Here is a 24,678-nt window from a genome sequence, read left to right as displayed (position 1 = left end):
CGCTGGAGCACGTCGCCCCGCAGCCACTGGCGCTGCCAGGCGGCGAAGTCGGCGTACTGGATGGACAGCGGAGGCAGTGGAGAGGGCAGGCCGGCGAGGCGAGCGCGGTACTCGGCGGACAGCTCGCGGTAGAGCACGCCCAGAGACCAGCCGTCGGAGATGATGTGGTGCAGGTTGAGCACCAGCATGTGCCGCCGGGCATCAAGCTCCACCAGCAACGCCCTGAACAGCGGCCCCCGGGCCAGGTCGAAGGGCGTGTCGGCCTCTCGCCGCATCACCGACAGGGCCTCCTCATGGGTGCCGACGGCGACCCGCTCCAGCGGAATCCGCGGGTGCGCGGTGATGTGCTGTGCGGGAACGCCCTCACCGGGGAAGCACGTGCGCAGGGACTCGTGACGCGAGACCAGCGCCTGGAGGCTGGCCTCCAGGGCCTCCACGTCCAGCGCCCCGTCCAGTTGGAACGCCATGGGCAGCGAATAGAGCGTGGTACCGGGTAGCAACTGTTCGAGGAACCACAGGCGCTGCTGCGCGAAGGAGAGCGGGTGCCGAGCGTCTTCCGGGTACCGCGGGATGATCGCCTCCCCACGGGCGGGCTCCGTGTCCGCGCCGGAGAGGCCGGCGCAGAACGCTCGGAGGGTGGGCCGGTCGAAAAGGGCTCGCAGGGGCACGGGCTGTTGCAGCACCTCGCGCAACCGGGAGATGGCGCGCGTGGCCAGCAGCGAATGACCTCCGAGCTCGAAGAAGTCCGCGGTGGCGCTGACCGCCTCGAGCCCGAGCAGCTCCGCCCAGACGGCGGCAACCGTCTCCTCCAGTCCCGCCATGGGGGGAACGAAGGAGGGGTCGTCTTGCGGCAGGTCTCGCGGCGCCGGCAGCGCCTGTCGGTCGACCTTGCCCGTGGGCGACAGGGGCAGGGCCTCGAGGACGATGAAGGCCGAGGGGACCATGTGCGCGGGCAACAGCTCCCGCAGGTGCTCCCGCAGCACGGACGCGGAGACGGCCGCGGCCACGTAGGCCACGAGGCGCTTGCCGCCGGAGACGTCCGCGTGGACGACGACGGCGGCCTCGCGGACCTCCGGGTGCTGGCGAAGCGCGGCCTCCACCTCGCCCAGCTCGATGCGGAATCCCCGCACCTTCACCTGGTGGTCCCTCCGGCCGATGAACTCCAGGGCCCCGTCGGGCCGCTCCCGCACGAGGTCTCCCGTGCTGTACATGCGCTCACCGGGAGTGGTGCTCAGGAAGTCCGGCAGGAAGCGCTCCGCGGTGAGCTCGGGCCTGTTCCAGTAGCCCCAGGCAATGCCGGTGCCCGCCGTGTAGAGCTCGCCCACTTCTCCCGGGGGAACGGGCCGCCCCTGCTCGTCCAGTACGTAGACCCGGGTGCCGGTGATGGGCCGGCCAATGGCCACTGAGCCGGCATCGTCGGCCGGCAGCGCGCCCTGCATGGGGTGATAGCTGGTGAAGGTGGTGTTCTCGGTGGGCCCGTAGAAGTTGAACACCTGCGTCCGTGGCAGGGCCTCCAGGGCCTTGCGCGCATGGGGGACGGAGAGGACCTCGCCCCCCGTGAAGAGCCGCCGCACGTGGGACGTCCCGGGCAGCCCCAGCTCCACGAAGTGGTGGAAGAGGCCGGTGGTCATCCACACGGTGTTGACCTGCTCGGCCTCCAGGAAGGCGCCGAGCTCGTCGAGGCCGGCGGCCCCCTTCGAGTAGATGGCCAGGCGGGCCCCATTGAGGAGCGCCCCCCATATCTCGAACGTGGAGGCATCGAAGGCGACGGGTGCGAACTGGAGCAGGACGTCATCCGGACCGAGTTGGACGTAGTTGGTGTCGAGCACCAGGCGGAGGACGCCGCGCTGGGGAGCGCACACTCCCTTGGGCCGGCCCGTGGAGCCCGAGGTGAACACGATGTACGCCAGGTCCTCGGGGCCGACGTCACGCTCGGGCGGATGGGACGGAAGGGACGGCCACACCTCTGTCAGCACGTCCAGGTGCAGCGGGGTCCAGCTCCCGGTAGGCAGGCGTGGCGCCAGCGACGACCGGCTGAGGATGACGTGCACGCTCGCATCCGAGGCCATGAGGGCCAGCCGCTCGGACGGATACTCCGGGTCGAGCGGCACATAGGCCCCTCCGGCCTTGAGGATGCCGAGCAGGGCGATGATCAACTCGGCGGAGCGCGGCAGGCACACTCCGACCTGGGGCCGCTGCCTCCCCACCCCGTGTGAGCGCAGCAGCCAGGCCATGCGGTTGGCCGCGGCGTCCAGCTCGGCGTACGTGATGTTCCGCCCCTCGTCCGTCAGCGCGACCGCGTGTGGGCGCCCCGCGACCTGCTGCTCGAAGGCGTCAGCGATGCTCTGGTGGGACGGGACGGAAGCGCGCGTTGACGGCTCGGAGGAGTCGATCATGTCGTCGCGCCGTCCTCTGGGAAATAGGACACGGCAGCCTCAGGGGAAGCTCTGGAGACGAACGAATCGGGACAGGCGCGTCGAATAGCCTTAAAGGTTTTTGCAGCTTTTCCGCAAGGTTGGACGATTCCGCCTCTCCTGGCAGGGAGGCTCGGCGATGGGAACGCAACCCGGGCACACCTCCACCGGATAATCCGTGCATGAGCGGACCTCGTATCGGTGGTGGTGGCAGTCCTTCGCAGACGCGCGCCCAGCCCCGCGCCCAGCCGCGCGTCGACACCGCGAAGCCGGCGAACGTCGCGCCCCGGCAGGACCGGGAGGCCCAGCAGCTTCGCAACCGGCTCTCCACCGATGGCTTCGACTCCGGCCCGCGCCGCTCGGGCACGGTGGACCTGGAGGGCGGCCGCCGCCCCGCGCCGGGCGCGGCGACGCCGGCTGTGGGCCCGCAGGTCACCACGGACCGCTCCGGGCGGACGGTGGTGGACCTGGGGACCGGTAACAACGAGGCCACGGTGTCTCGCACCGCGGATGGCGGGCTGACCGTCACGTCCGACGGCAACAGCGTCACCCTGACGGCGGAGCAGGCCCGGAACGTCACCCTCCGTGGTGGCGACGGCAATGACCGCATCTCCGTGGACGCCGACGTGACGGCGAACCTCCGCATCGAGGGCGGCGACGGCAACGACACGCTCGTTGGTGGTGGCGGCCGGAACACCCTCGTGGGCGGCGCTGGCGACGACTACCTGCAAGGCGGGGCGGGGAGCGACAGCCTCCAGGGCGGCGAGGGCCGCGACGTCATGTACGGCCTGGGCGGCACGGACACGATGCTGGGCGGCGCGGAGCGGGACTACATGGATGGGGGCGGGGGCAACGACTCCCTCTTCGGTGGCGCGGGCAACGACCAGGTCATGGGCGGCCGTGGCAATGACTCGCTGTACGGCGGCGCCGGGGACGATGCGGTCGCCGCGGGTGCCGGAAGGGACCGGGTCCACGGAGGCGACGGCAACGACGCCCTCTACACGCAGGACACCGACACCGTGACGGGCACCGACGCGCAGCGGGCGGGGGACACCGTGACGACGGTGGACATGAGCACCCGCAACGACGATGGCGGGACGCTCGGCAGCTCCATCGTCATCGAGGGTGATGCCGCCTTCCAGGCGCGTGTGCAGTCCGACCTCGACGCGCTCCGCTCCACCCCGGAGGGCCGGGCGATGCTGATGGCGCTCGACAACAGCGGCCACACCACCACCATCCGTCTCCAGACGCAGCCGGAGAAGGGCAACTCCGCGGGCGCCACGGACCGGCCCAACGCCTGGCTGCAGCCGGATGGCACTCCGGGAAGCGGCTCGGACGCCGTCATCAACTACCTCCCCGAGCGCATCTCGCTGGGCGGTGAGGACTGGCAGAACCGCCCGCCCCTCGTCGGCCTCTTCCACGAGATGGTGCACGCCTACAACTACGTCACCGGCACGCTGGCCGATGGGCAGACGGGCGGGGTGAACAACCGCGAGCTGGCGGCGGTGGGCCTGCCGTACGACCACGACGCCGACGCGAGCACGCTGGACCAGCACCCTGGCCACATCAACGAGAATGACCTCCGCGACGAGCTGAACCTGCCCACCCGGCCCCGGTACTGAGCTCCGTCCAGCAGCGCATCCGCTCCAAGGAAGGCAAGTTGAGGCATCCAGCACGAGCCGTGGCGTGTATCCTTCCCTGCATCCTCGTCGTGCTGGGGGCCTGTGCACGGAGCCAGCCCGCAACGACGCAGGCGGAAGGGAAGAAGCCCATGGCGGAGGTCCAGGACTCGAGCGGTCCGCTGCGCGTCACCGAGCTGCGCTTCACGCAGGACGCGCTCGTGCTGCGCTACTCGCTGCACGGGGAGGGCAAGGCGCCCGTGTGGGTGTTGGATCAGCTCTACAGCACCAGCCGCGCCGGCTACTACCACCTGGAGCCCGAGCGCGCGTACGTGGAGGCCAGGGACGGCGTGCTCCTCCTGACGCGGGCGCTGCTGCCGGTTCCGGACGACGTGGAGGTGGAGTCGCCGGAGGTGCCCTGCGTGCGCAAGCTGTCTCCCGGGGAGTCGCTCACGGGGGAGATTCGCGTGCCCCTGCCGCCGCGAGAGGACCAGCCGTACCGCGATGAGCGAGTGCTGGACCTGGCCTCGCTGCACTCGGTGACGCTGCGCATCGGATACCTGCCGGAGATGCCGGAGCAGGAACTGCACGACACGAAGGACGACGAGGGCCGCCCGTGCCGCTACCCGAGCTTCGGGCCCGCCATCACCCGGCAGCGGTTCGTCGAGGTGGGCCCCCTGCCGCTCCCCGCGCGGCCCACGCCCTGAGCGCTCACTTCCGCCGCGCCCGCCACTCCTCGCGGCTCTGTCCCCACATCTCGATGGCCACGGTGTCATAGGGCGGCGGCAGCTTCGTGGGGCCCAGCACCCGCGAGCCCAGCCGGCGAGCAACCTCCTGGGACGGCGTGTTCTCCGGAGCGATGCAGTGGATGACCTCGGTCCAGCCGAGGTGGTCGAAGGCCCAGTCGATGGCCGCCGTCGCGGCCTCGGTGGCGTAGCCCTTGCCCCAGCATTCGCGGAGCAGGCCCCAGCCGACCTCGGTGCCCGGCCAGCCCTCCGGCTTCCACGGCCCCACGCGGCCCACCCAGCGGCCCGTGGACTTCTCCAGCACGGAGAACATGGCGAAGCCCTGCAGCGCCCATGAGCCCGCCATGGCGGACATCGCCCTCCACGCCATCGCGCGAGGCTGGACGCCGCCGATGAAGCGAGCGGACTCCGGGTCGCCAGCGAGGGTGACGAAGCCCTCCAGGTCCTCCAGCGCCGTGGGGCGGAGGATGAGGCGTGCGGTCTCGAGCGTCGGTCCGGGGGCGATCATGTGCGGTCTCCGAGATGGCGGATGGACTGGAGGGCGGACGGTACACCGCGCGAGGTGACGCGTCCTATCGAGCATGCGCCTGCTCCCCAGGCCACGGGGGACCCCATGGTGGGACGTGGAGCGGCTCGTCCACACCTTCTCTCTGGAGAGGAGGAACTGGACATGCACTCGAATTGGTGGGGGCTGGCGCTCTCCGCCCTGCTCGCGGCGCCGATCGCCGTGGCGGGCGAGCTCGCCACGCAGTCCTTCCGCGACGAGCACGAGGAGGTGAGGGCCCATCTCGCGCATGTGGCCGAGTCCGTCGGTCAGCTCGCGAGGCAGGACCGTGCTCAGCAGCGAAAGACCGCGGAGCAGGTGACGGCCTTCTTCGAGAAGCACATCCGTCCGCACGCCGAATGGGAGGAGCAGCACCTCTACCCGGTCATCGATCGGCTCGCGGGGACGGGCGAAGCGAACCGGTTCACCGCCACCATGCGCCATGAGCACAAGGTGGTGGGCCGCTGGATTGACGAGCTGCGGGCCGAGCTGGAGAAACCCAACCCGGACTTCGTGGCGTTCTCCCGCCGCGCGGACAACCTCCTCGGCCTGCTCAGCGCGCACTTCGAGGAGGAAGAGGAGGTCCTGCTTCCGTACGCCGACAGGAAGATGACTCGCGCCCAGTTCGAGCAGGCCGTCAAGCTGAAGGGCGCCGGTCACCGCTGACCGGCGCCCCGCTCGTTCATCCTGCCTTGCCGCCGGAGCTCAGCGCGCGAGGCGGAGGTCCAGCGGCGCGCTCACCGCCGCGCCCTCGTCACCGTCGAGGACGCCGTCCAGGTCGCGATCAATGCCGATGCGCGTGCCCGAGCCCGGAGGCGTGCACGTGTACGTCAGCACGCCGCTGCGCTGGGCGACGGCCTGCCGGACGACGGCGTCGGAGACGGGGGCCTGCGCCTGCCGGTCCAGCTTGAACTGCCCGCTGCCCACGTAGAGGAGGCCCACCTCGTGATTCGAGATGCGCCCCTTCGCCACGAGGTCGCACTCGCCCGCCTCCGCGCGCTGGCGCAGGAGGTTGATGCGGGGACCGGCCAACGCCGCGTTGGCCGGAGTGAGCGTCACCTGCTGCCCGACGATGGGCGCCAGGTTGCTCTCGAAGGCCAGCATGTACAGCTCCATGTTCTTCTTGGCCGCGAAGCCCTCCGGCGTGTGAGGGATTCCCACGGCGTTGAAGATGGGGTCGAAGTCGAAGCCGCTGTTGAAGTGGAACAGCGTGGGGATGGCGCCGTCGCTGTTGAAGCCGATGCCACGGACCTGGTCACCGAGGAACGGGTCCGCGGGCGAGGTGCCGAAGGGGAAGCCCGCTCCGAACATGCCGACCTTCTGGTACATGTTCCGCAGGTGCGGCACCTTGGGGAACAGCGGCTCCGCGTCGAACGAAGACCTGCCGTCCGTGCCGAAGAAGCCCTTGAAGGGGCCCTCCTCGGGGTTGGCATTCACGTCCACCCGGTGGCAGGACTCGCACGAGCCGTGGAAGAAGCTCGTGGTGCCGACGAAGAAGTCACGCCCCGCCTGCTGCTGCGGCGTCAGCGAGTTGTCCAGGTTGCGGATGGGGTTCGGCGGGTAGGTGACCTGGAGGATGAACTGGGTGAACGTCTCCAGCTCCTCCGGGGTGAGCTGCGAGCTGCGCCCCAGCAGGTCCATGAACGCCGGGTTGAACTCCTTGAACGCCTCGGACTCATTGAAGGCGCCGCCGTTGGGCTGCACGCTGGCCTCGGTGTCGCCCGCGGTCCGGTCACCCCGCCAGTGCATCGCGCCGTGGTTGGCCATGCCGCGCAGGCTCTGGGTGGCCAGGGGCCCCTTCAGTGGGTGGAACGAGGTGTCCTGGCCGAAGGTGGGGTCCGTGCCGAACTCCGGCAGCACCGGCACCACGGGGTTCAGGTTGGCCTTCACGAGACCGTCCGGGTTGCCCAGGTCCCACGTCAGGCTGTCGAAGTCGCCGAAGATGTGGCAGCTCGCGCACGACGAGTCACCATGGCTGGAGCTCCGCCGCGCGTCGTAGAGGAAGGGACGGCCCGCCACCACGCTCGCCGGCTCCGGGTTGAACATGGACAGGTGGGCGACTTCCTGGCGCGAGGTGGTGTTGACCACGGAGATGGAGTTGTCGAAGCGCGTCAGCACGTACAGGCGGTCGTGGGCCTCGTCGAGCACCATGCCCGTGGGGCCACCGCCGGTCAGCTCAATCTGGTTCGCCGTGCTCGGCACGAAGGTGTCCGCTTCGAGCGCGGCCGTGGAGTAGACGCCCAGCTTCGAGGAGCCGAACGCGGCCACGTACAGCGTGGCGCCGTCCGAGGTCACCGCCATGCCGAGCGGCTGCGCGAGGCTCTTCTCGCTCTCCGCGTTCGGGACGGGCGCACAGCAGGCGCTGTAGTCGATGTGCTTGTTGAGGTGCCGGGGCGTCACGCTCCCGTTGCCGAGCACGGTGATGCGGCTCTCGTGCAGGTGGCCGCGGAGGGTCTGCCCGGCGAAGGTGCCGGGGCCCTCGAAGCGCAGGTCGTTCCGGCCCTCGGTGTTGCTGACGTAGACCTTCCCGCTCACCGGGTTGACGGCCATGTTGAACAGGATGGTGCCCACACCGGTGTAGAAGCCGGAGGGACCCGCGACCTGCACCGGCGGGTTGGCGTTGGCGGCGATGGCGAAGACGTCCTTGTCCGGCAGGGAGAAGCGCATCTGCGCCGTCCACGACCGGCCCAGCACGTCCAGCCAGTCCTGGCCGTTGTACCGGACGAGGACGGAGGTCTCCGGCGCCGGCACACCCTGGACGTTGGTGTTGGGGCCGGGGACGCCGCCGGCCGCCTCGCCGCCGTTGGGCACGAGGCTCTCGTGGACCACCGAGCTGCGGTTGCCGGAGTGGAACACGGCCGCGTACACGCGCGAGCCGTCGGGCGTCACCGCCAGCGCGCGGGGCGTGTCCCCGAAGAGGGTGATGATGTTGAGCGGGGTGCCGCCGAGCGACGTGCCCAGGTTGTCCGAGTCGAAGACCCAGACGTCGGCCCGGCCCACGCCCTCGGTGGTGAGCTGCGGGTCGAACGGGACGTTCTGTCCGCGATGGGCGGCGGTGATGAAGGCGCGCTTGCGGCCCGTGCCACCGAAGACGATGTCGCGGGGCTCGTCACCCACGAGCAGCGTCCGCACCACGGCGCCGCCGGAGGCGTCGAGCCTCACGACGCTCACGCTGTCGGACAGGTGGTTGACCACCCAGACCTCGTCGTTGGTCCGCGCGGCGACCGCGACGGGCTCCAGGCCCACGGGCACCGAGCCCCGGTGGACGAGGCCGCTGCTCTCCACCTGGAAGACCTCCAGGCGGTTGTCCGGCGTGTTGACGGCGAAGAGCAGCTTGCCGTTGGGGGAGAGTGCCAGGGGCCGGACCTGGCCGCTCTCGAAGAGGGTGAACGAAGCCGCGGATGCGGCGGTGCTCACGAGCAACATCGCCGTGAGCACAACGGTGGAGATGCCACGGCGGATCGCCGTGCTGGGGGCCTTCATGGTGCCTCGCTCGGGGGTTGTCGGACGTCGTGCCCATGGGGATGCGAAGGCACGATGCCGCGCGGGTCGCGCGCGGCCCCAGAGTAGGCAAATCAGTGAAAAGTGAACAGTTCCGAAAACCTCACGGAGCGCTGCGGGCATTGGCGGGATGGCTCCCCGCCGCCAGCTCGTCACCGTCGAGGGAACCGTCCAGGTCGCGGTCGATGCCGATGCGCATGCCCGAGCCCGGAGGCGTGCACGTGTACGTCAGCACGCCGTTGTTCGTGACGATGGCCGACCGGAGCGTCGCATCGGCGACGTGGGGCATGGCCTGCCTGTCTCCCGCGAACTGGCCGCCTCCCAGGTAGAGGAAGCCCAGCTCCTGGCCCCAGACGCGGCCCTTCGCCACCAGGTCGCACTCACCCGCCTCCGCGCGCGCCCTCAGCAGGTCGATGCGGGGGCCGGCCACGGCCGGGTTGCCCGCGGTGAGCGTCACCTGCTGCCCGACGATGGGCGCCAGGTTGCTCTCGAAGGCCAGCATGTACTGCTCCATGTTCCGCTTGACGAGGGTCCCCTCGGGCGTGCGCGGGATGCCCACGGGATTGAGGGGGTTGATGTCGAACCCGCTGCTGAACCGGAACAGGGTGGGAATCGTCCCGTCGCTGTTGAAGCCAAAGCCGCGAATCTGATCGCCCAGGAACGGGTCGGGAGGCACCGCGCCCGCCGGGAACGCCACGCCGAACATGCCGACCTTCTGGTACATGTTCCGCAGGTGCGGAACCCTCGGGAACTGCCTTCCCGCGTCGAACGACGAGCGGCCATCCGAGCCGAAGAAGCCCTTGAATGCGCCCGCGCTGGGGTTGGCGCTGGGGTCGATGCGGTGGCATGACTCGCACGGGCCGTGGAAGAAGCTCGTGGTGCCGACGAAGAAGTCGCGCCCCGCCTGCTGTGCCGGCGTCAGCGAGTTGTCGAGGTTCCGGACGGGGTTGGGCGGGTAGGTGATCTGCAGGACGAAGTCGGTGAACTTCTGCATCTCGGCGGAGGTGAGCTGCGCGCTCCGCCCGAGCAGATCCACGAACGCCGGGTTGAAGGCCTTGAAGGCCGCGACCTCGTTGAACGTGCCGTTGTCGGGCTGGCTGCTGGGACCGAGGTCGCCGCCGTTCCGATCGCCGCGCCAGTGCATGGGGCCATGGTTCGCCATGCCTCGCAGGCTCTGCGTCACCAGGGGGCCCTTCAGGGGGTGGAACGAGGTGTCCTGCCCCAGGGTGGGGTCGTCACCGAACTCGGACAGGATGGGGACGACGGGGATCAGGTTGGCCTTCACGAGGCCGTCCGGGTTGCCCAGGTCCCACGCCAGGCCGTCGAAGTCGCCGAAGATGTGGCAGCTCGCGCACGACGAGTCGCCATGGCTGGAGCTTCGCCGCGCGTCGTAGAGGAACGGGCGGCCCTCCACCACGCTCGCCGGCTCCGGGTTGTACATGGGCAGGTGGGCGATCTCCTGGCGCGTGGTGGTGCTGACCACGGAGATGGAGTTGTCGAAGCGCGTCAGCACGTAGATGCGCTTGCGGGCCTCGTCCAGCACCAGCCCGGTGGGGCCACCGCCGGTCAGCTCAATCTGGTTCGCCGTGCTGGGCACGAAGGTGTCGGCTTCGAGCGCGGCCGTGGAGTAGACGCCCAGCTTCGACGAACCGAACGCGGCCACGTACAGCGTGGAGCCGTCGGAGCTGACCGCCATGCCGAGCGGCTGCGCGAGGCTCTTCTCGCTCTCCACGTTGGGGACGGGCGCGCAGCAGGCGCCGTAGTTGATGTGCTTGTTGAGGTGCCGGGGCGTCACGCTGCCATTGCCCAGCACCGTGATGCGGCTCTCGTGCAGGTGCCCCCGGAGCGTCCTCCCAGCGAAGATGCCCGGCCCCTCGAAGCGCAGGTCGTTCCGGGCCTCGGTGTTGCTGACGTAGACCTTCCCGCTCACCGGGTTGACGGCCATGTTGAACAGGATGGTGCCCACGCCGGTGTGGAACCCCGCGGGGCCTGGGAGCTGCGCGGGCGGGTTGGCGTTGGCGGCGATGGTGAAGACGTCCTTGTCCGGAAGGGTGAACCTCACCTTGTCGGTCCAGGGGCGGTTCAGCACGTCCACCCAGTCCTGCCCGTTGTGCTTGAGGATGAGGGCGACCTCCGGCCCTGGGATGCCCTGGAAGTTGGTGTTGGGGCCGGGGCCGCCACCGGCCGCCTCGCCACCATCCGGCACGAGGCTCTCGTTGAGCACGGTGGTGCGGTTGCCCGAGTTGAGCACGGCCGCGTACACGCGCGAGCCGTCGGGTGACACCGCGAGCGCGCGGGGCGTGTCGCCGAACAGCGAGATGATGTTGAGCGGAGTGCCCCCGAGCGACGTGCCCAGGTGGTCCGAGTCGAAGACCCAGACATCCGCCCGGCCCACGCCCGGTGTGGTGAGCTGAGAGTCGAACGGGACGTTCTGCCCGCGATGGGCGGCGGTGATGAAGGCGCGGCGCCTGCCGGGCCCGGCGAAGACGATGTCGCGGGGCTCGTCACCCACGAGCAGGGTCCGCACCACCGTGCCGCCGGTCTCACCGAGCCGCACGATGCTCACGCTGTCGGACAGGTGGTTGACCACCCAGACTTCTTCGTTGCTCCGCGCGGCGACCGCGACCGGCTCGAGCCCTACCGGCACCGCGCCGAGGTGGGCGAGGCCGCCATTGCCGACCTGGAAGATCTCCAGCCGGTTGTCAGGCGTGTTGACGGCGAAGAGCAGCTTGCCGTTGGGTGAGAGCGCGAGCGGCCGGACCTGCCCGCTCTCGAAGAGGGTGAACGGAGCCGCGGACGCCGTGAGGCCGGCGAGGAACACCGCGGCGAGGACGGCTCTCGAAACGACTCTGCGACACAATGTGTGAGTAGATGTCATGGTGCCCCCCACAGGAAACTGGCCAGCACGGCCATCCCCAGAGTGACGCCACCATCGCCATTATTTACTCACAGTGATTTTCTTATTTGCTGGCAATTTTACTTGTGAACAGTGTCACAAGCCTTGCCCCCTCCTCTCACGGTGAGGCCACGAGAGGAGGGGAACGGCTTCACCGCGACGGTGCGCGGCTCACCAGATGCGGACGCGCTGCTCGGGGGCGAGGAAGAGTGACTGCCCGGGCGCGACGTCGAAGGCCTGGTACCAGGCGTCGAGGTTGCGCACCGTCGAGGCGCGGTACTCGCCGGGGGAGTGCCCGTCCGTCATCAGGATGCGGCGCAGCATCGGCTCGCGGTACTTGTTGCGCCAGACTTGGGCGAAGCCGAGGAAGAAGCGCTGGTCGCCGGTGTAGCCGTCAATCACCGGCGCCGGCTTGTCACCGAGCGACAGCTTGTAGGCGTCATGGGCCACCGCCAGGCCGGCCACGTCCGCGATGTTCTCGCCGAGCGTCAGGTCGCCGTTGACGGCCAGGTCGGGCAGCGGCTTGTAGGCGTTGTACTGCTCCGTGAGCGCCTTGCCCGCGGCCTTGAACCGGGCCTCGTCCTCCTTCGTCCACCAGTTCGCCAGCTTGCCGCGCGCGTCGAACTGCGCGCCGGTGTCATCGAAGCTGTGGACGATTTCGTGGCCGATGACCGTGCCGATGCCGCCGTAGTTGATGGCCGGGTCGGCGTTCGCGTCGAAGAACGGCGGCTGGAGGATGGCGGCGGGGAAGATGATGGAGTTCTGCTGCGGCGAGTTCAGCGCGTTCACCAGGTGGGGGACCATGTACCACTCGGTCCGGTCCACGGGCTGGCCGAGCTTGTTCAGGTTGCGCTGCGTCTCGAAGCGGGAGGCCCGCTCGGCGTTGCCGAAAGCATCCCCACGGATGACCTCGAGCCCCGAGTAGTCACGCCACTTCGCCGGGTGGCCGATGCTCGTCTGGAGGGTGCCGACCTTCTCCTTCGCGCGGGCCTTTGTTTCCGGCGACATCCAGGTCAGCGCGTCGATGCGCTGGCCGAAGGCGGTCACGATGTTGCGGACCATGGCGTCCGCCGCCGCCTTGACGTTGGGCGGGAAGTACTTCTCCACGTAGAGCTTGCCCACGGCCATGCCCAGGGCCGCGTTGGTGAAGTCGACGCCGCGCTTCCAGCGGTCCCGCTGCTTCTGCGAGCCGGAGAGCGTCTTGCCGTTGAAGACGAAGCTCTCGTCCACGAAGGCCTTCGGGAGGACCTGCGCGGTCCGCGCGATGGCGTGGAAGGTCAGGTAGTCCTTCCAGGCCTGGAGCGGCTCGCCGCCGACCAGCTTGGAGAGGCCCGTCAGCGCGCTCGGCTGCCACACGATGATCTGGGGCTGCTGCGCGAGCCCCGCGGCCGTGAAGTACGCGTTCCAGTCCATGCCCGGGGCCTTCTTCGCGAACTGCTCGCGCGGCCAGGGGTTGTTGGTCTTGGTGATGTCCCGCGAGTCGACCTGGGCCCAGTGCGCCTTGGCGATCTTGCTCTCCAGGGCGAAGACCCGGGCGGCCCGGGCCTCGGGCTCGGAGAGGCCCGCCAGCTTCAGCATGTTGGCGATGTGCTGCTGGTAGGCCTGGCGGACCTCTTTGAAGCGGGGGCTGTCGACGAGGTAGTAGTCGCGGTCCGGCAGCCCCAGGCCGCCCTGCAGCAGGTAGGGGGCGTAGCGGGACGGGTCGTTCAGGTCCTCCGCCACCCAGAGGCCGAAGAGGTTGCGCGTGTAGATGCGGCCCGTGTTGAGCGCGTCGACATCGGCGCGCAGCGTCGAGCCGAGCTCGGAGGAGAGGGCCTTCTTGTTGCTGATGGCCGCGATGCGGTCCAGCTCCGGCTTGAGCGGCGCGAGGCCCTTCGCCTCGATGGCGGCCTCGTCGAGGAAGGTGGCGAAGTAGTCGCCAATCTTGCGAGCCTCGGTGCCCTCGGGGGCCTGGATCTGCGCTTCAATCAGCTCGCGGGAGCGCTGATCCGCCAGCTCCGAGAGCGCCGTGAACATGCCGTAGCTGGAGCGGTCGGCGGGAATCTCCGTCTTGTCGAGCCACGTCCCGTTGGCATGCCGGTAGAAGTTGTCACCGGGCTTGACGGCCCGGTCCATGCCGTCGGCGTCGTAGCCGAAGGTGCCGTAGGTCGGCTTCGGCGCGGGGGCGGGAGCCGCCACCGGAGCCGGGGTCTCCGCGGGGGCGGGGGGCGGGGTCTTCTCCGCCGGAGCGGAGGCCGCGCACGAGGCCATCAGCGCGGACGCGCAGGCGGCGACCACTCCGCGCGCGGCATTCGGGAAACGTCGGTGGTGAAGTGTCAAGGGGAAGCTCCTGAACGATGAACCGCAGCGCCGGCACGGGGCAGGGCCCCGGTGCCTGGAAGACCCGCGATATAGACGGTCTGGCGCATGTAGGGGTGGGGCCAACAAAGGCGCCGGCGATTTCATCCCAACCCGTGTGGTGGGTGGCGAACGAAAAGCACCGGGACCTCCCGGCTTCCCGGCCGGAGACCCCGGGTGACAGGCGCTCCGACCGGCGGTGTGGCACGACGTGCCGCGTTACCGGGCGCTCCAGTTGAACCGCGAGCCCACGGATGGGCCCCCGCGGGAGGGCTGCCCGGGGAGGTGAGCCGGCTGTCGAGAACTTCTCGCGCGTTCGCCCGTTGAGAGGCGCCATGACCTTCCACGTCCCGCGTGCCCTGCGCGCGCTCCTGACACTGGGCCTGGCCGTCGCCCTCATCCTGCTGTCCCCCCGGGTCCTCGCGGCCCGGGCCTCCACCCGTGCCCTGGGAGGCGCGGACCGGTACCTGACCTTCATCACCACCGACAAGCCGTTCTACCGCGTGGGCGAGCAGGTGCTGGTGCGAGGCCTGGTGCTGGAGGCCCTCAGCCGCAAGCCCTACCCGCACTCGCTCCAGGCCCAGCTCGAGCTCCGGGGCCCGAAGGGCGACGTGGTCGCCACGAGCCACGTGAGCACCCAGGACTCGGTCTGGGGTTATGCCTGGCCCATTCCCGCCGGGCAGCCCGGTGGTGAGTACACCCTGCGCGTCACCTATCCCTGGACGGGCGCGGCCCCCGCGGAGCGGAAGTTCGACGTGCGCGCCTACCGGGCCCCGCGCCTCAAGTCGCAGATCGAGTTCCTCCGTGAGGGCTACGGTCCGGGCGACACGGTCACCGCCACGCTGGACGTGAAGCGCGCCGAGGGCGGCGTGCCCGAGGGGGCGAAGGTGAATGCCACCGCGCTCGTCGACGGCGCCACCGTGGCGCAGGTGCCGTGCACGGTGGACGGCAAGGGCCGCTGCACGGTCCGCTTCCCGCTGCCGGCCGCCATCGAGCGCGGCGAGGGCACGCTCGCCTTCGCCATCGAGGACGGCGGCGTGGTGGAGACGGCGGCGAAGACGATTCCCATCCTCCTCCAGACGCTGGACCTGGCCATGTACCCGGAGGGCGGTGAGCTGGTGGCGGGCCTGGCCTCGCGCATCTACTTCGAGGCGAAGACGCCCGCGCGCAAGCCGGCGGATCTGACGGGCGCGGTGGTGGAGGTGGGGACCGGCCGGGTGGTCGCCCGCGTCCGCTCCGAGCACGAGGGCCGTGGCCGCTTCGAGCTCACGCCCGAGGCCGGCGCGCGGTACGCGCTGCGCATCGACTCGCCGTCGGGCATCCGGAAGACCTTCCCGCTTCCGGAGGTGAAGCCCACGGGCGCCGTCATCCGCGCGCGTGAGGACGTGGTGCCCGCGGGCCGCATGGTGCGGCTCGACGTGGGGCTGCGCAACGTGGGCAGGGCGACGGTGACGCTGAGCCAGCGCGAGGTGCGGGTGGCCTCGGTGGTGCTCGGGGACGGGCAGGGCGGCCCGGTGACGCTCGACCCGGGCGACGCGGACGGCGTGCTGGTCGCCACGGTGTGGGACCACGACGGGCGGCCGCTGGCGGAGCGGCTGGTGTTCCGCCAGCCCTCGAAGGAAATCACCGTCGAGCTGAGGGCGGACCGCAAGCGCTACGTGCCGGGCAGCCCCGTGCAGCTCACGGCCCGCACGACGCGGGACGGGAAGCCGGTCTCCGCGCTGGTGATGCTCACCGTCACGGATGACGCCGTGCTGGAGATGCAGGAGAAGCGCGACCAGGCGCCGCAGCTCCCGGTGATGGTGCTGCTGGAGCCCGAGGTGAAGGAGCTGGCCGACGCGCAGCTCTACCTCGACTCGAAGAACCCGAAGTCGCGGCTGGCGGTGGACCTGCTGCTGGGGACGCAGGGCTGGCGGCGCTTCGCGGTGGCGGACTCGAAGGCCTTCCTCGCGCGCCATGGTGACGCGGCGATGCGCGTCTTCGCGGTGCGCTGGCCGGAGGAGCCGCGCCCCGTTCGCAAGTACATGCCGGGCCGTGGGGCCGCTGTTGGCGCTGTGAGGAGCCGGCCCGTGCCCGCCTCCATGGCCGCTCGCATGGAGGAGCCCGCTCCCGAGCCGGCGGAGGACCTGGCGGTCGCGGCGGAGGCGGAGGTGGATGACTTCGGCCCGCCGCCTCCGGCTCCCGCGCCCATGGCGGCCGCGCCGGCGCCCCGGCAGGCTCCCGCGGCCCAGGCCATGCCCGTGGCCCAGGCCATGCCCGTGGTGGCCGAGGCCAAGGAGGAAGTGGCGGCGGGGCCCCTCATGAGGGACGCCCGGGAGATGCGCGCGGAGAAGGCGAAGCGGCGGCGGATGGACGAGGACTCAGCGCTGCGGCCCATGGTCTACATCCGCGAGTACGCGCACACCGTGAGGCCGGGCCGCAAGCCGAGCGACCGCGTCGACTTCGCGGAGACGCTCTACTGGAACGCGGGCGTCCGCACCGACGCGAGCACGGGCGAGGTCCGGGTGTCGTTCGGCCTGAGCGACTCGGTGACGACGTTCAAGGCGTTCGCCGGAGCGGTGGGCGGTGACGGCGCGCTCGGCTCGGCGGTGGCGGAGGTGGAGTCGGTGCAGCCGTTCTACGCGGAGCCGAAGCTGCCGCTCGAGGTGACGTCCGGCGACGTGGTGCGGCTGCCGGTGGCGCTGGTGAACGGGACGGAGTCGGCGCTCACGGGAGCGGGGGTGAAGGTCGAGCTGAAGGGCGACGTGAAGGTCTCCGGGAGCGGTCCGCTGAACCTGGCGTCGCAGGCGCGGGCCCGGCAGCTCTTCGCGCTGGAGATTGGCCAGGAGGCGCGGCCCGTGGACGTGAAGCTCACGGCGAGCGCCGGTGACTACACGGACACCGTCACCCGCACGCTGTCCATCAAGCCCCGGGGCTTCCCGGGCCGCGTTTCCTTCGGTGGGCTGCTGTCGTCCGGCAAGCCGGTGGCGCACGACGTGGTGCTTCCGGACAGCGTGGTGCCCGGCAGCATCCGCACGTCCATCGCCGTGTACCCGGCCCCGCTGGCCAACATGACCGAGTCGCTCTCCCGCCTCATCCAGGAGCCGAGCGGCTGCTTCGAGCAGACCAGCTCCACGACGTACCCGATGACGATGGCGCAGCAGTACTTCCAGACGCACACCGGGGTGAGCCCGGCGCTGGTGGCGGACGCGCGCGAGAAGCTGGAGCGGGGCTACCAGCGGCTGGTGGGCTTCGAGACCTCCGAGAAGGGCTACGAGTGGTTCGGCCAGAACCCGGGCCACGAGGCGCTGACGGCCTTCGGCCTGCTGCACTTCATGGACATGCGCCAGGTGCGCGACGTGGATGCCGCCATGCTGGAGCGCACGCGGGCGTGGCTCCTCCAGCAGCGGGACGGGCAGGGCGGCTTCCACCGCAAGCGCCGCGCGCTGCACGTGTGGGTGGAGGACGCGGACACGTCCAATGCGTACATCCTCTGGGCGCTGCTGGAGAGCGCGGAGCAGCCGGCGGCGCAGGCTCGCGAGCTGTCGAAGGAGGTGGCCTCGCTGAAGGCGGCGGCCGCGAAGAGCCAGAACAGCTACGTGCTGGCGCTGGCGGCCAACGTGCTGTCGCTCGCGGGGGACGCCGCCGGGGCGAAGGCGCTGATGGGCCGGCTCGCGGAGCAGCAGGGGAAGGACGGCGTGGTGGCGGGCGCGACGCAGTCCATCGTGGGCAGCTCGGGGCAGACGCTTCAAATCGAGACCACGGCGCTGGCGGTGCTGGCGTGGATGCGCGAGCCCACCTACCGGGCGAACGTGGAGCGCTCCATGAAGTTCCTGGCGGAGTCGAACGAGGGCGGCCGCTACGGAGCGACGCAGAGCACGGTGCTCGCGCTGCGCGCGGTCATCGCCTACGACAAGCTGCGCGGCTCGAACCTCAAGCCGGGCCTGGTGCGCGTCTACGTGGAGGGCCGCCCCGTGGGTGAGCCGGTCCGGTTCGATGCGTCCTCTCAGGAGGCGCTCAAGCTCCCCGACGTGAGCGCGCTGCTCGGGCCGGGCGGGCGCCGGGTGGAGCTGCGGATGGAGGGCGGCGCGGAGCTGCCGTACACGGTGGAGGTCACCTACAGCGCGCTCGTGCCGGACAGCTCGAAGGAGACGCAGGTGATGCTGGAGGTGGCGCTGGCGAAGACGCAGCTCACCGAGGGCGAGCCGACGGAGGCGCGGGTGATGGTCGCCAACCGCACGAACCAGAAGCTGCCGACGGCGGTGGCCATCTTCGGCGTGCCGGGCGGGCTGGAGGTGCGGCATGACCAGCTCAAGGAGCTGGTGAAGCGGCAGGTGGTGGACGCGTACGAGGTGCTCGGGCGCGACGTGGTCCTCTACTGGCGGGGCATGGAGCCGCGCAAGCGCATCGACGTGCCGCTGTCCCTCGTGGCGGCGGTGCCCGGCACGTACACCGGGCCGGCGAGCCGCGCGTACCTGTACTACGCGGACGAGCACAAGGTCTGGAGCGAGGGCGTGAAGGTCTCCATCGCTCCGAAGCTGTAGCGGGGGGTGGGGCCGGGCGGGCGTCCGCCGCCTGCCCGGCCCTCCAATCACAACCCGCCCGGGGCTTCCTCCTTCCTCCAGGACAGGAGGAGGGACATCACGATGAAGCTCGGAGCGGGAAGATCTTGGAAGTGGCTGGGCGTGGGACTCGTCACCCTCATGCTGGGCGCCTGTGGCCACGTGGAGCGGACCGCGGACGAGCAGGTGGCCGAGGTGGAGGAGGCCCTGGAGGGGACGGGGGGCTCTGGGGCGGACGAGGAGCCGGCGGTGTCCGCGAAGCACCGCGACTCACGCCGGAAGGACTTCTCGCGGGAGTGGTACGTGAGCGCGTCGGGCTCGGACAGGGCGGAGGGGTCGAAGAAAGCACCGTTCCGCACCATCGGCCGGGCGTTGAAGGCCGTGGCGCCCGGCGAGGCCATCATCGTCCTTCCCGGCGTGTACGCGGAGAGCGTCGTCATCGACGGCAACGTGAAGGCGGGGCGGAAGGACGCGCCCATCACCCTCATGGCCCAGGGGCGCGCACGCATCTTCCCGGGTGGCAGTGGAGCGCTCGTGCAGATTCGCAAGCCCTACTGGGTCGTGGACGGCTTCGAGATCGACGTGAAGGGGCAGAAGCGCTTCGCGGTCATCTTCGAGGGGAACACCGAGGGCTCCGTGCTGTCCGGCTCGAACGTGCACCACGGCGCGCTGGGCGGGGGTGTCACCACCTACGGCGGGGCCCGGGGTGTGCTCATCGAGGGCAACCACATCCACGACTTCCGGAAGAAGCCCCGGGGCGACTCCCACGGCGTCGTCATCCAGGCGACGTCGCGGGACATCACCCTGCGCGAGAACGACATCCACGACAACTCGGGTGACTCCGTGCAGTGCCTCAAGCCGGACCGGGATGGACAGGCGCCCGCTCGCGGGGTGGTCATCGAGCGCAACCGGCTCTACTCGAACGACGAGAACGCGGTGGACATCAAGACGTGCCGCGACGTCGTCATCCGCGCCAACCACATGCATGGGTTCCGGAAGTCGGCCACCTCCGCGGGGGAGGCGGTGGTCATCCACTACTCCGCGCGGAACGTCCGCGTGGAGGACAACCGCATCGCCGATGCGGGGCGGGGCATCTCCGTCGGAGGCGTGAGGGACGGCAGCCAGCCCCACCCCTCCGAGGTGGAGGTGAAGGGCAACCGCATCACCGACATCTCCAGGAAGGGGGGGGGCGACGGCGTGGGCATCCGGGTGGAGAACGCGCGGGACGTGGAGGTGGTGGGCAATACCATCGAGAAGACGGAGGGCTACGGGATGATGCTCGGCCTGGGGGCCAACGGCGCGCCCAGCGAGGACCTCACGGTTGTTGGCAACACCGTCCGGTGCCGGAACCTCGTGCGCCTGGGCAGGCACCACCCTGGCCTGCGGATGGACCGGAACCGGTACGCTTCCGGAGGCCTGTTCAAGGCCGACCCGAAGGAGGTCCGGGACCTCGACGCCTGGAAGCGGGTGTCGGGTGTCGACGCGATGGCGGTCCTGCTTCCCTGACCGTTGTCCGTGCGGGGAGGCATGGGGCAGGGTTGGGCATCGCGGGCCTGCACTTCCGTGCGGGCCGACCGACATTGTCCCTGGAGGCGTGAGCCCATGGCCTGGCAGATGCCCGATGAACCCTATGTCGACCCCGAGCCCGGCTCCGCCGTGGAGACCGTCATCGTGCCGCGCACGCGCGACCTGGGCGACGGCTTCGAGGTGCGCCGCGCGCTCCCGTCGATGCGGCGGCGGATGGTGGGGCCCTTCATCTTCTTCGACCAGATGGGACCGGCGGTGTTCCGCTCGGGCCACGGGTTGGACGTGCGGCCGCATCCGCACATCGGGCTGGCGACGGTGACCTACCTCTTCGAGGGGGAAATCCTCCACCGCGACAGCCTGGGGACGGTGCAGCCCATCCGCCCCGGCGCGGTGAACTGGATGGTGGCCGGGCGCGGCATCGCCCACTCGGAGCGCACCCCGCAGGAGGCGCGGACCACGGGAGGGCGGCTCTTCGGCATCCAGATATGGGTCGCGGTTCCGAAGCAGCACGAGGAGACGGCGCCGTCCTTCGCCCACACGCCCGCCGAGGCGCTCCCCGTGCTGGAGGATGGGGGCTCGCGCGTGCGGCTCATCGCGGGCTCGCTGTACGGCGCCCGCTCGCCCGTGAGCACGCTGTCGGAGCTCTTCTACGCGGACGCGGTGCTGGCGGCCGGAGCGCGCCTGCCCGTGTCACCCGGGCACGAGGAGCGCGCGGCGTACGTGGCGGAGGGAGCAGTCGAACTCGGCGGGGAGACGTACACGGCGGGGCAGCTCCTGGTGCTCCGGCCCGGCGCCGACGTCGTCCTGGCGGGCACGGCGCCGGCGGGGGCGCGCGTGCTCCTCTTCGGGGGCGAGCCCATGGATGGGCCGCGCCACATCTGGTGGAACTTCGTCTCCAGCTCGCGGGAGCGCATCGAGCAGGCAAAGGCCGACTGGACGGCCGGCCGCATCGGCCCGGTCCCCGGGGAGACGGAGTTCATTCCGCTCCCCGAGCCCGACCCTGCCATCCCGCGCTACCCCTGAGGGCGCGCGTTCGCTAGCGGGTGACGTCCACGTTGTACGTGCCGTCACCCGAGGTGGCGGTCCCCGTCACCCGGGTGCTGCCGGCGACGCGCCGGACCTTGCCGGTGCCGTCGTCCTCGATGTCGCCGGTCAGGCTCAGGTTCAGGGTGACCTTGCCCGCCAGGTCCCCGGTCATGTCGTAGTCACCCACGAGCGTCCCGGTGAAGGTGCCGCCCGGGATGTTGCGAAGCTGGAGGGTCAGCTCCGGCTGCAGCGTGGTGTCGGTGTTGGACGCGTAGGTGATGTTCACCGGCTCCTCGTCCTCGCTCACGGTGATTTCACCGTCGGAATAGCCGGTCATGCCGACGCGCAGGCGCATGCCCTTGTTGTCGGAGGAGCCCTGGTCCACCTGCCCGTTGATGACCAGGGTGCCCGCGGCAGCGCCCGTCGTCGTCTGGGGCGGGATGTTGGCGCTCGACGCGGCGTTGAAGCCGTCGAAGCCGAGCTGCAGGGCCTTGCTGATGGACTCGTCGAGCCCCAGGTACGCGCGACGGGCCTGCTCGTCGGAGCTGACCTCGTCATCATCACCACAGCCGGCCAGGCCCACGGCCAGGAAGAAGGAGCAGGCGACAGCGCTCATGACACGCGAGAAGGATGGGTGCATGCCATCTGTCTAACTCATGCCGCGACCGATACGCCACGCGCCCTCTGTCTCATGAAAAAGCGCGGCCGCGGTGTGGCCGATCCGAGTCACGGAGGGTCCGAGCCTGCGTAGAGCTTCAAATATCTCCGCGCCTCCTCGGCTGATGGGCCTTCGTGCTCCAGGGCCAGATGGTGGGTGAAGTGTCTCATCGCATCCTTGATGGCGCCCCGTCGCGCGAAGATGCGGGCCAGCTCCAGGTGACACCGCGCGGAGGACCGGTCGTGTTGCAGGCACTGCTGGAACCAGCCCAGCGCCCTGTTGTCGTCCGCGCGAGACAGCCAGTACAGCCCGTTCTCGAGCGCGAGGCGGGGCTCATCCGCTGGTGAGGGCTCCGCCGGAGCCGGCGCCGGGGTGGGCGGCTGCGCGGAGGAGGGCTCCACGGTGGCGGGCTCCGCCGGTGCCGATGCCGTCGTGGACGGCGAGGTGGCGGGCTCCGGCGGACGATGCTCCGCCACCGCGGGCGCGGGCGTGTCTGCCGGAAGCGGGGCAGGGGAGGCCGCCGGGGAGCGGTCCTCCCGGGCGTGTGACACCCAGAACACCGTCGTGCCCACGATGCCCAGGGTGGCCACGAGGAGCGCGCCAAGGACGGTCTTCACCACGACCGAGCGGCGCGGCAGGCGCGCATGGAAGCGCGACCGCATGCTCGCGCGCGACGGGGGCGTGGCGGTGGAGGTGGCGGCACTCCCCGCTCCCAGCGCGGGTCTCCCCGCGGGTGAGGCCCGGGGCGGGCTGAGAGGCGTCATCGCGCGGTGCTCCGGCGCGGGCGCCGGGGCGGCACTCCTGCCACGCCACGACTGCAATTGCGCGAGGAAGTCCGGAGGGACGCCAGGCGCTCGCTTCATGGCGGTGAGGTCCTCCTGGAAGAGCCAGCTCATGAAGTGCTTGCGGGCGTTGGCCGGGAAGCGCGGGGCACGGAAGCCGAGCCAGTCGGACAGGGACTGCTGCATGGCCTCGGCGCTCAGGTATCGCTTGTCCCGCGAGGTGGCCAGCGCGAGCTGGAGGATGCCCAGCAGGTCGGAGTCCAGCGTGGGGTTGAGGGTGTGCGCGGGCGTCAGCTCTCCCTCCGAGATGCGGCGCATCACCTCCCACTCACCCGTGGCATCCACCGGCCGCTGGCCGCACAGCATCTGGTACAGCACCGTGCCCACCGTATAGACGTCGGAGCGGGCATCCAGCGCCTCGCCACGCGCCTGCTCCGGCGAGAAGTAGAGGTACTTGCCCTTGACGATGCCCACCTCCGTCTCCGGCCTGCCCGCGAGCCGCGCCTTGGCGATGCCGAAGTCGGTCAGCTTCACCTCCCCCTCGTAGCTCAGCAGCACGTTGTCCGGAGAGAGGTCCCGGTGCACCACGCCGAGCGGCTCACCTCGCGCGTCCAGCCGGGTGTGGGCGTGGTGCAGCCCCCGGCACATCTCCAGGGCGATGCCCACCGCCAGCGGCGCGGGGAGGCAGGCCAGTCCCTTCGCCCTGGCTGCCTTGAGCACCCGGCCCAGGGTCTGCCCGTCCACCAACTCCATGGCCAGGAAGTACTCGCCGTCCACCTGGCCGAAGTCGAACACCTGCACGATGTTGCCGTGGCTCAGCCCCACCGAGATGCGCGCCTCGTTGAGGAACATCTGCGCGAAGGCCGGGTCCTCCGCATAGGTGCTCAGCACGCGCTTGATGACCACGGGCTTCGTGACGCCGGGCGCCGCCGTGTACAGGGCCCGGTACACCACGGCCATACCGCCGGTGCCCAGGCGCTCCTGCAGCTCGTACTTGCCGAATCGGATGGCCGGGGACTCACTCACGTCGGCCGAAGCTACCAGGGAGGCGTTGACGCCGGGACTGTCAAGGCACGGCCGGTACGGAGGGCCGCCCGAGCCTGGGATTGCCCCCGGGTGAACCTCTACGTCCTGGTGCGTCATGCATTGCGGTGAGGGGAACGGGTAGGTAGGGGGAGCCGCGACACTGGCGGGCTCACCGCGCATCCGTCACGAGGAGACCATGGCGCACCTGGAGTTGATTCCGAAGCGGGACCTGTCGAGCTTCCGCAAGCTGGCGATCGGAAGCTGGAAGACGGCGTATGACCCCACCGTCTACGGGACGCTGACCGTGCGCATGGACAAGGCGATGGCGTACATCGAGGCCTTCCGCCAGCGCACCGGCGTGCGGCTCACGGTGACGCACCTGGTGGCCAAGGCCATGGGTGAGGCGCTGCGCCGCTGCCCGGAGGCCAACGCCATCCTCCGCTTCAACAAAATCTATCTGCGCCAGCGCGTGACGCTCTCCACGCTGGTGGTGCAGACGGACGGCGGCAAGGTGGACCTCACCTCGGCGCGCATCGAGGACGCGGACAAGAAGAACCTGAAGGACATTGCCGCGGACCTGGAGGAGGCGGTGCGCCGCGTGCGCGAGCGCCGCGACGTGGCGCTGGAGAAGGGCAAGAGCACCATCCAGAAGATTCCGTACCTCTTCCTCAACACCTTCACCTGGCTGCTGTCCTTCTTCATGTACACGCTGAACCTGGACCTGAGCCGGTTCGGCATGCCGAAGGACGCGTTCGGCTCGGCCATCATCACCAACGTGGGCTCGCTGGGCCTGGACACGGCGTACGTGCCGCTGGCGCCCTACACCCGCGTCCCCATCTTCGTCGCGCCGGGCGCGGTGAAGGAGGTGCCGGTGGTGGAGGACGGCAAGGTGGTGCCGGGCAAGGTGATGAACATCAACGCCACCTTCGACCACCGCTTCATCGACGGCTTCCACGCGGGGGTGCTCGCCAACACCCTGCGCGAGATGCTGGAGAACCCGTTCGAGCAGTTCGACGCGCTGCCCGAGCCCGCCGAGGCTCCCGTGGCCCAGGCGGGGTAGT

At 70.3% G+C, this 24,678-nt stretch carries 14 protein-coding genes; 7 read left to right on the top strand and 7 right to left on the bottom strand.

Annotated features, from left to right (window positions below):
• The coding region (locus K8638_RS33370; protein WP_223758728.1) for a non-ribosomal peptide synthetase at positions 1 to 2,396 on the bottom strand (2,396 nt) is incomplete at its 3' end.
• A 200-nt stretch (positions 2,397 to 2,596) separates the two neighbouring features.
• On the opposite strand from K8638_RS33370, the gene K8638_RS33365 reads away from it, so the two are divergent.
• On the top strand, positions 2,597 to 4,036 hold the full coding sequence (locus K8638_RS33365; RefSeq protein WP_223758727.1) for a M91 family zinc metallopeptidase: 1,440 nt from the start codon (positions 2,597 to 2,599) through the stop codon (positions 4,034 to 4,036).
• A gap of 59 nt (positions 4,037 to 4,095) precedes the next feature.
• Complete coding sequence (locus K8638_RS33360) at positions 4,096 to 4,740, top strand: hypothetical protein (protein WP_223758726.1); 645 nt, start codon at positions 4,096 to 4,098, stop codon at positions 4,738 to 4,740.
• A gap of 4 nt (positions 4,741 to 4,744) precedes the next feature.
• On the opposite strand, the gene K8638_RS33355 is transcribed toward K8638_RS33360, so the two are convergent.
• The gene (locus tag K8638_RS33355) at positions 4,745 to 5,287 is read right to left on the bottom strand and encodes a GNAT family N-acetyltransferase (protein WP_223758725.1); all 543 of its coding nucleotides are present in this window, start codon (positions 5,285 to 5,287) and stop codon (positions 4,745 to 4,747) included.
• A 162-nt stretch (positions 5,288 to 5,449) separates the two neighbouring features.
• On the opposite strand from K8638_RS33355, the gene K8638_RS33350 reads away from it, so the two are divergent.
• Complete coding sequence (locus tag K8638_RS33350) at positions 5,450 to 5,989, top strand: hemerythrin domain-containing protein (RefSeq protein WP_223758724.1); 540 nt, start codon at positions 5,450 to 5,452, stop codon at positions 5,987 to 5,989.
• Between the two features lie 39 nt (positions 5,990 to 6,028).
• On the opposite strand, the gene K8638_RS33345 is transcribed toward K8638_RS33350, so the two are convergent.
• The 3 genes from K8638_RS33345 to K8638_RS33335 form a co-directional block, all read right to left on the bottom strand.
• The gene (locus tag K8638_RS33345) at positions 6,029 to 8,806 is read right to left on the bottom strand and encodes a YncE family protein (protein ID WP_223758723.1); all 2,778 of its coding nucleotides are present in this window, start codon (positions 8,804 to 8,806) and stop codon (positions 6,029 to 6,031) included.
• A gap of 121 nt (positions 8,807 to 8,927) precedes the next feature.
• On the bottom strand, positions 8,928 to 11,702 hold the full coding sequence (locus K8638_RS33340; protein WP_223758722.1) for a YncE family protein: 2,775 nt from the start codon (positions 11,700 to 11,702) through the stop codon (positions 8,928 to 8,930).
• Between the two features lie 189 nt (positions 11,703 to 11,891).
• Complete coding sequence (locus K8638_RS33335; RefSeq protein ID WP_223758721.1) at positions 11,892 to 14,039, bottom strand: M13 family metallopeptidase; 2,148 nt, start codon at positions 14,037 to 14,039, stop codon at positions 11,892 to 11,894.
• A 353-nt stretch (positions 14,040 to 14,392) separates the two neighbouring features.
• On the opposite strand from K8638_RS33335, the gene K8638_RS33330 reads away from it, so the two are divergent.
• From K8638_RS33330 to K8638_RS33320, 3 genes are all read left to right on the top strand, one after another.
• Entirely contained in the window at positions 14,393 to 18,580 is a 4,188-nt protein-coding gene (locus K8638_RS33330) for an alpha-2-macroglobulin family protein (protein WP_305071208.1), read from the top strand.
• 102 nt (positions 18,581 to 18,682) lie between these two features.
• Positions 18,683 to 20,104: a nitrous oxide reductase family maturation protein NosD gene (locus tag K8638_RS33325; RefSeq protein ID WP_223758720.1), complete on the top strand. Its 1,422-nt coding sequence runs from the start codon at positions 18,683 to 18,685 to the stop codon at positions 20,102 to 20,104.
• Positions 20,105 to 20,200: 96 nt separating this feature from the next.
• Positions 20,201 to 21,148, top strand: coding sequence for a pirin family protein (locus tag K8638_RS33320; RefSeq protein WP_223758719.1), 948 nt, complete (start codon positions 20,201 to 20,203; stop codon positions 21,146 to 21,148).
• 13 nt (positions 21,149 to 21,161) lie between these two features.
• On the opposite strand, the gene K8638_RS33315 is transcribed toward K8638_RS33320, so the two are convergent.
• Both K8638_RS33315 and K8638_RS33310 read right to left on the bottom strand, forming a co-directional pair.
• Complete coding sequence (locus K8638_RS33315) at positions 21,162 to 21,791, bottom strand: hypothetical protein (RefSeq protein ID WP_223758718.1); 630 nt, start codon at positions 21,789 to 21,791, stop codon at positions 21,162 to 21,164.
• An 86-nt stretch (positions 21,792 to 21,877) separates the two neighbouring features.
• Positions 21,878 to 23,617, bottom strand: coding sequence for a serine/threonine-protein kinase (locus K8638_RS33310; protein WP_223758717.1), 1,740 nt, complete (start codon positions 23,615 to 23,617; stop codon positions 21,878 to 21,880).
• Between the two features lie 196 nt (positions 23,618 to 23,813).
• On the opposite strand from K8638_RS33310, the gene K8638_RS33305 reads away from it, so the two are divergent.
• Positions 23,814 to 24,677: a 2-oxo acid dehydrogenase subunit E2 gene (locus K8638_RS33305; protein WP_223758716.1), complete on the top strand. Its 864-nt coding sequence runs from the start codon at positions 23,814 to 23,816 to the stop codon at positions 24,675 to 24,677.
• Position 24,678 lies beyond the last annotated feature (1 nt).

Origin of the sequence: Myxococcus sp. RHSTA-1-4 (assembly GCF_020037125.1) — a bacterium.
Classification (GTDB): Bacteria; Myxococcota; Myxococcia; order Myxococcales; family Myxococcaceae; genus Myxococcus.
This window is presented reverse-complemented; position numbering and strand designations above follow the sequence as displayed.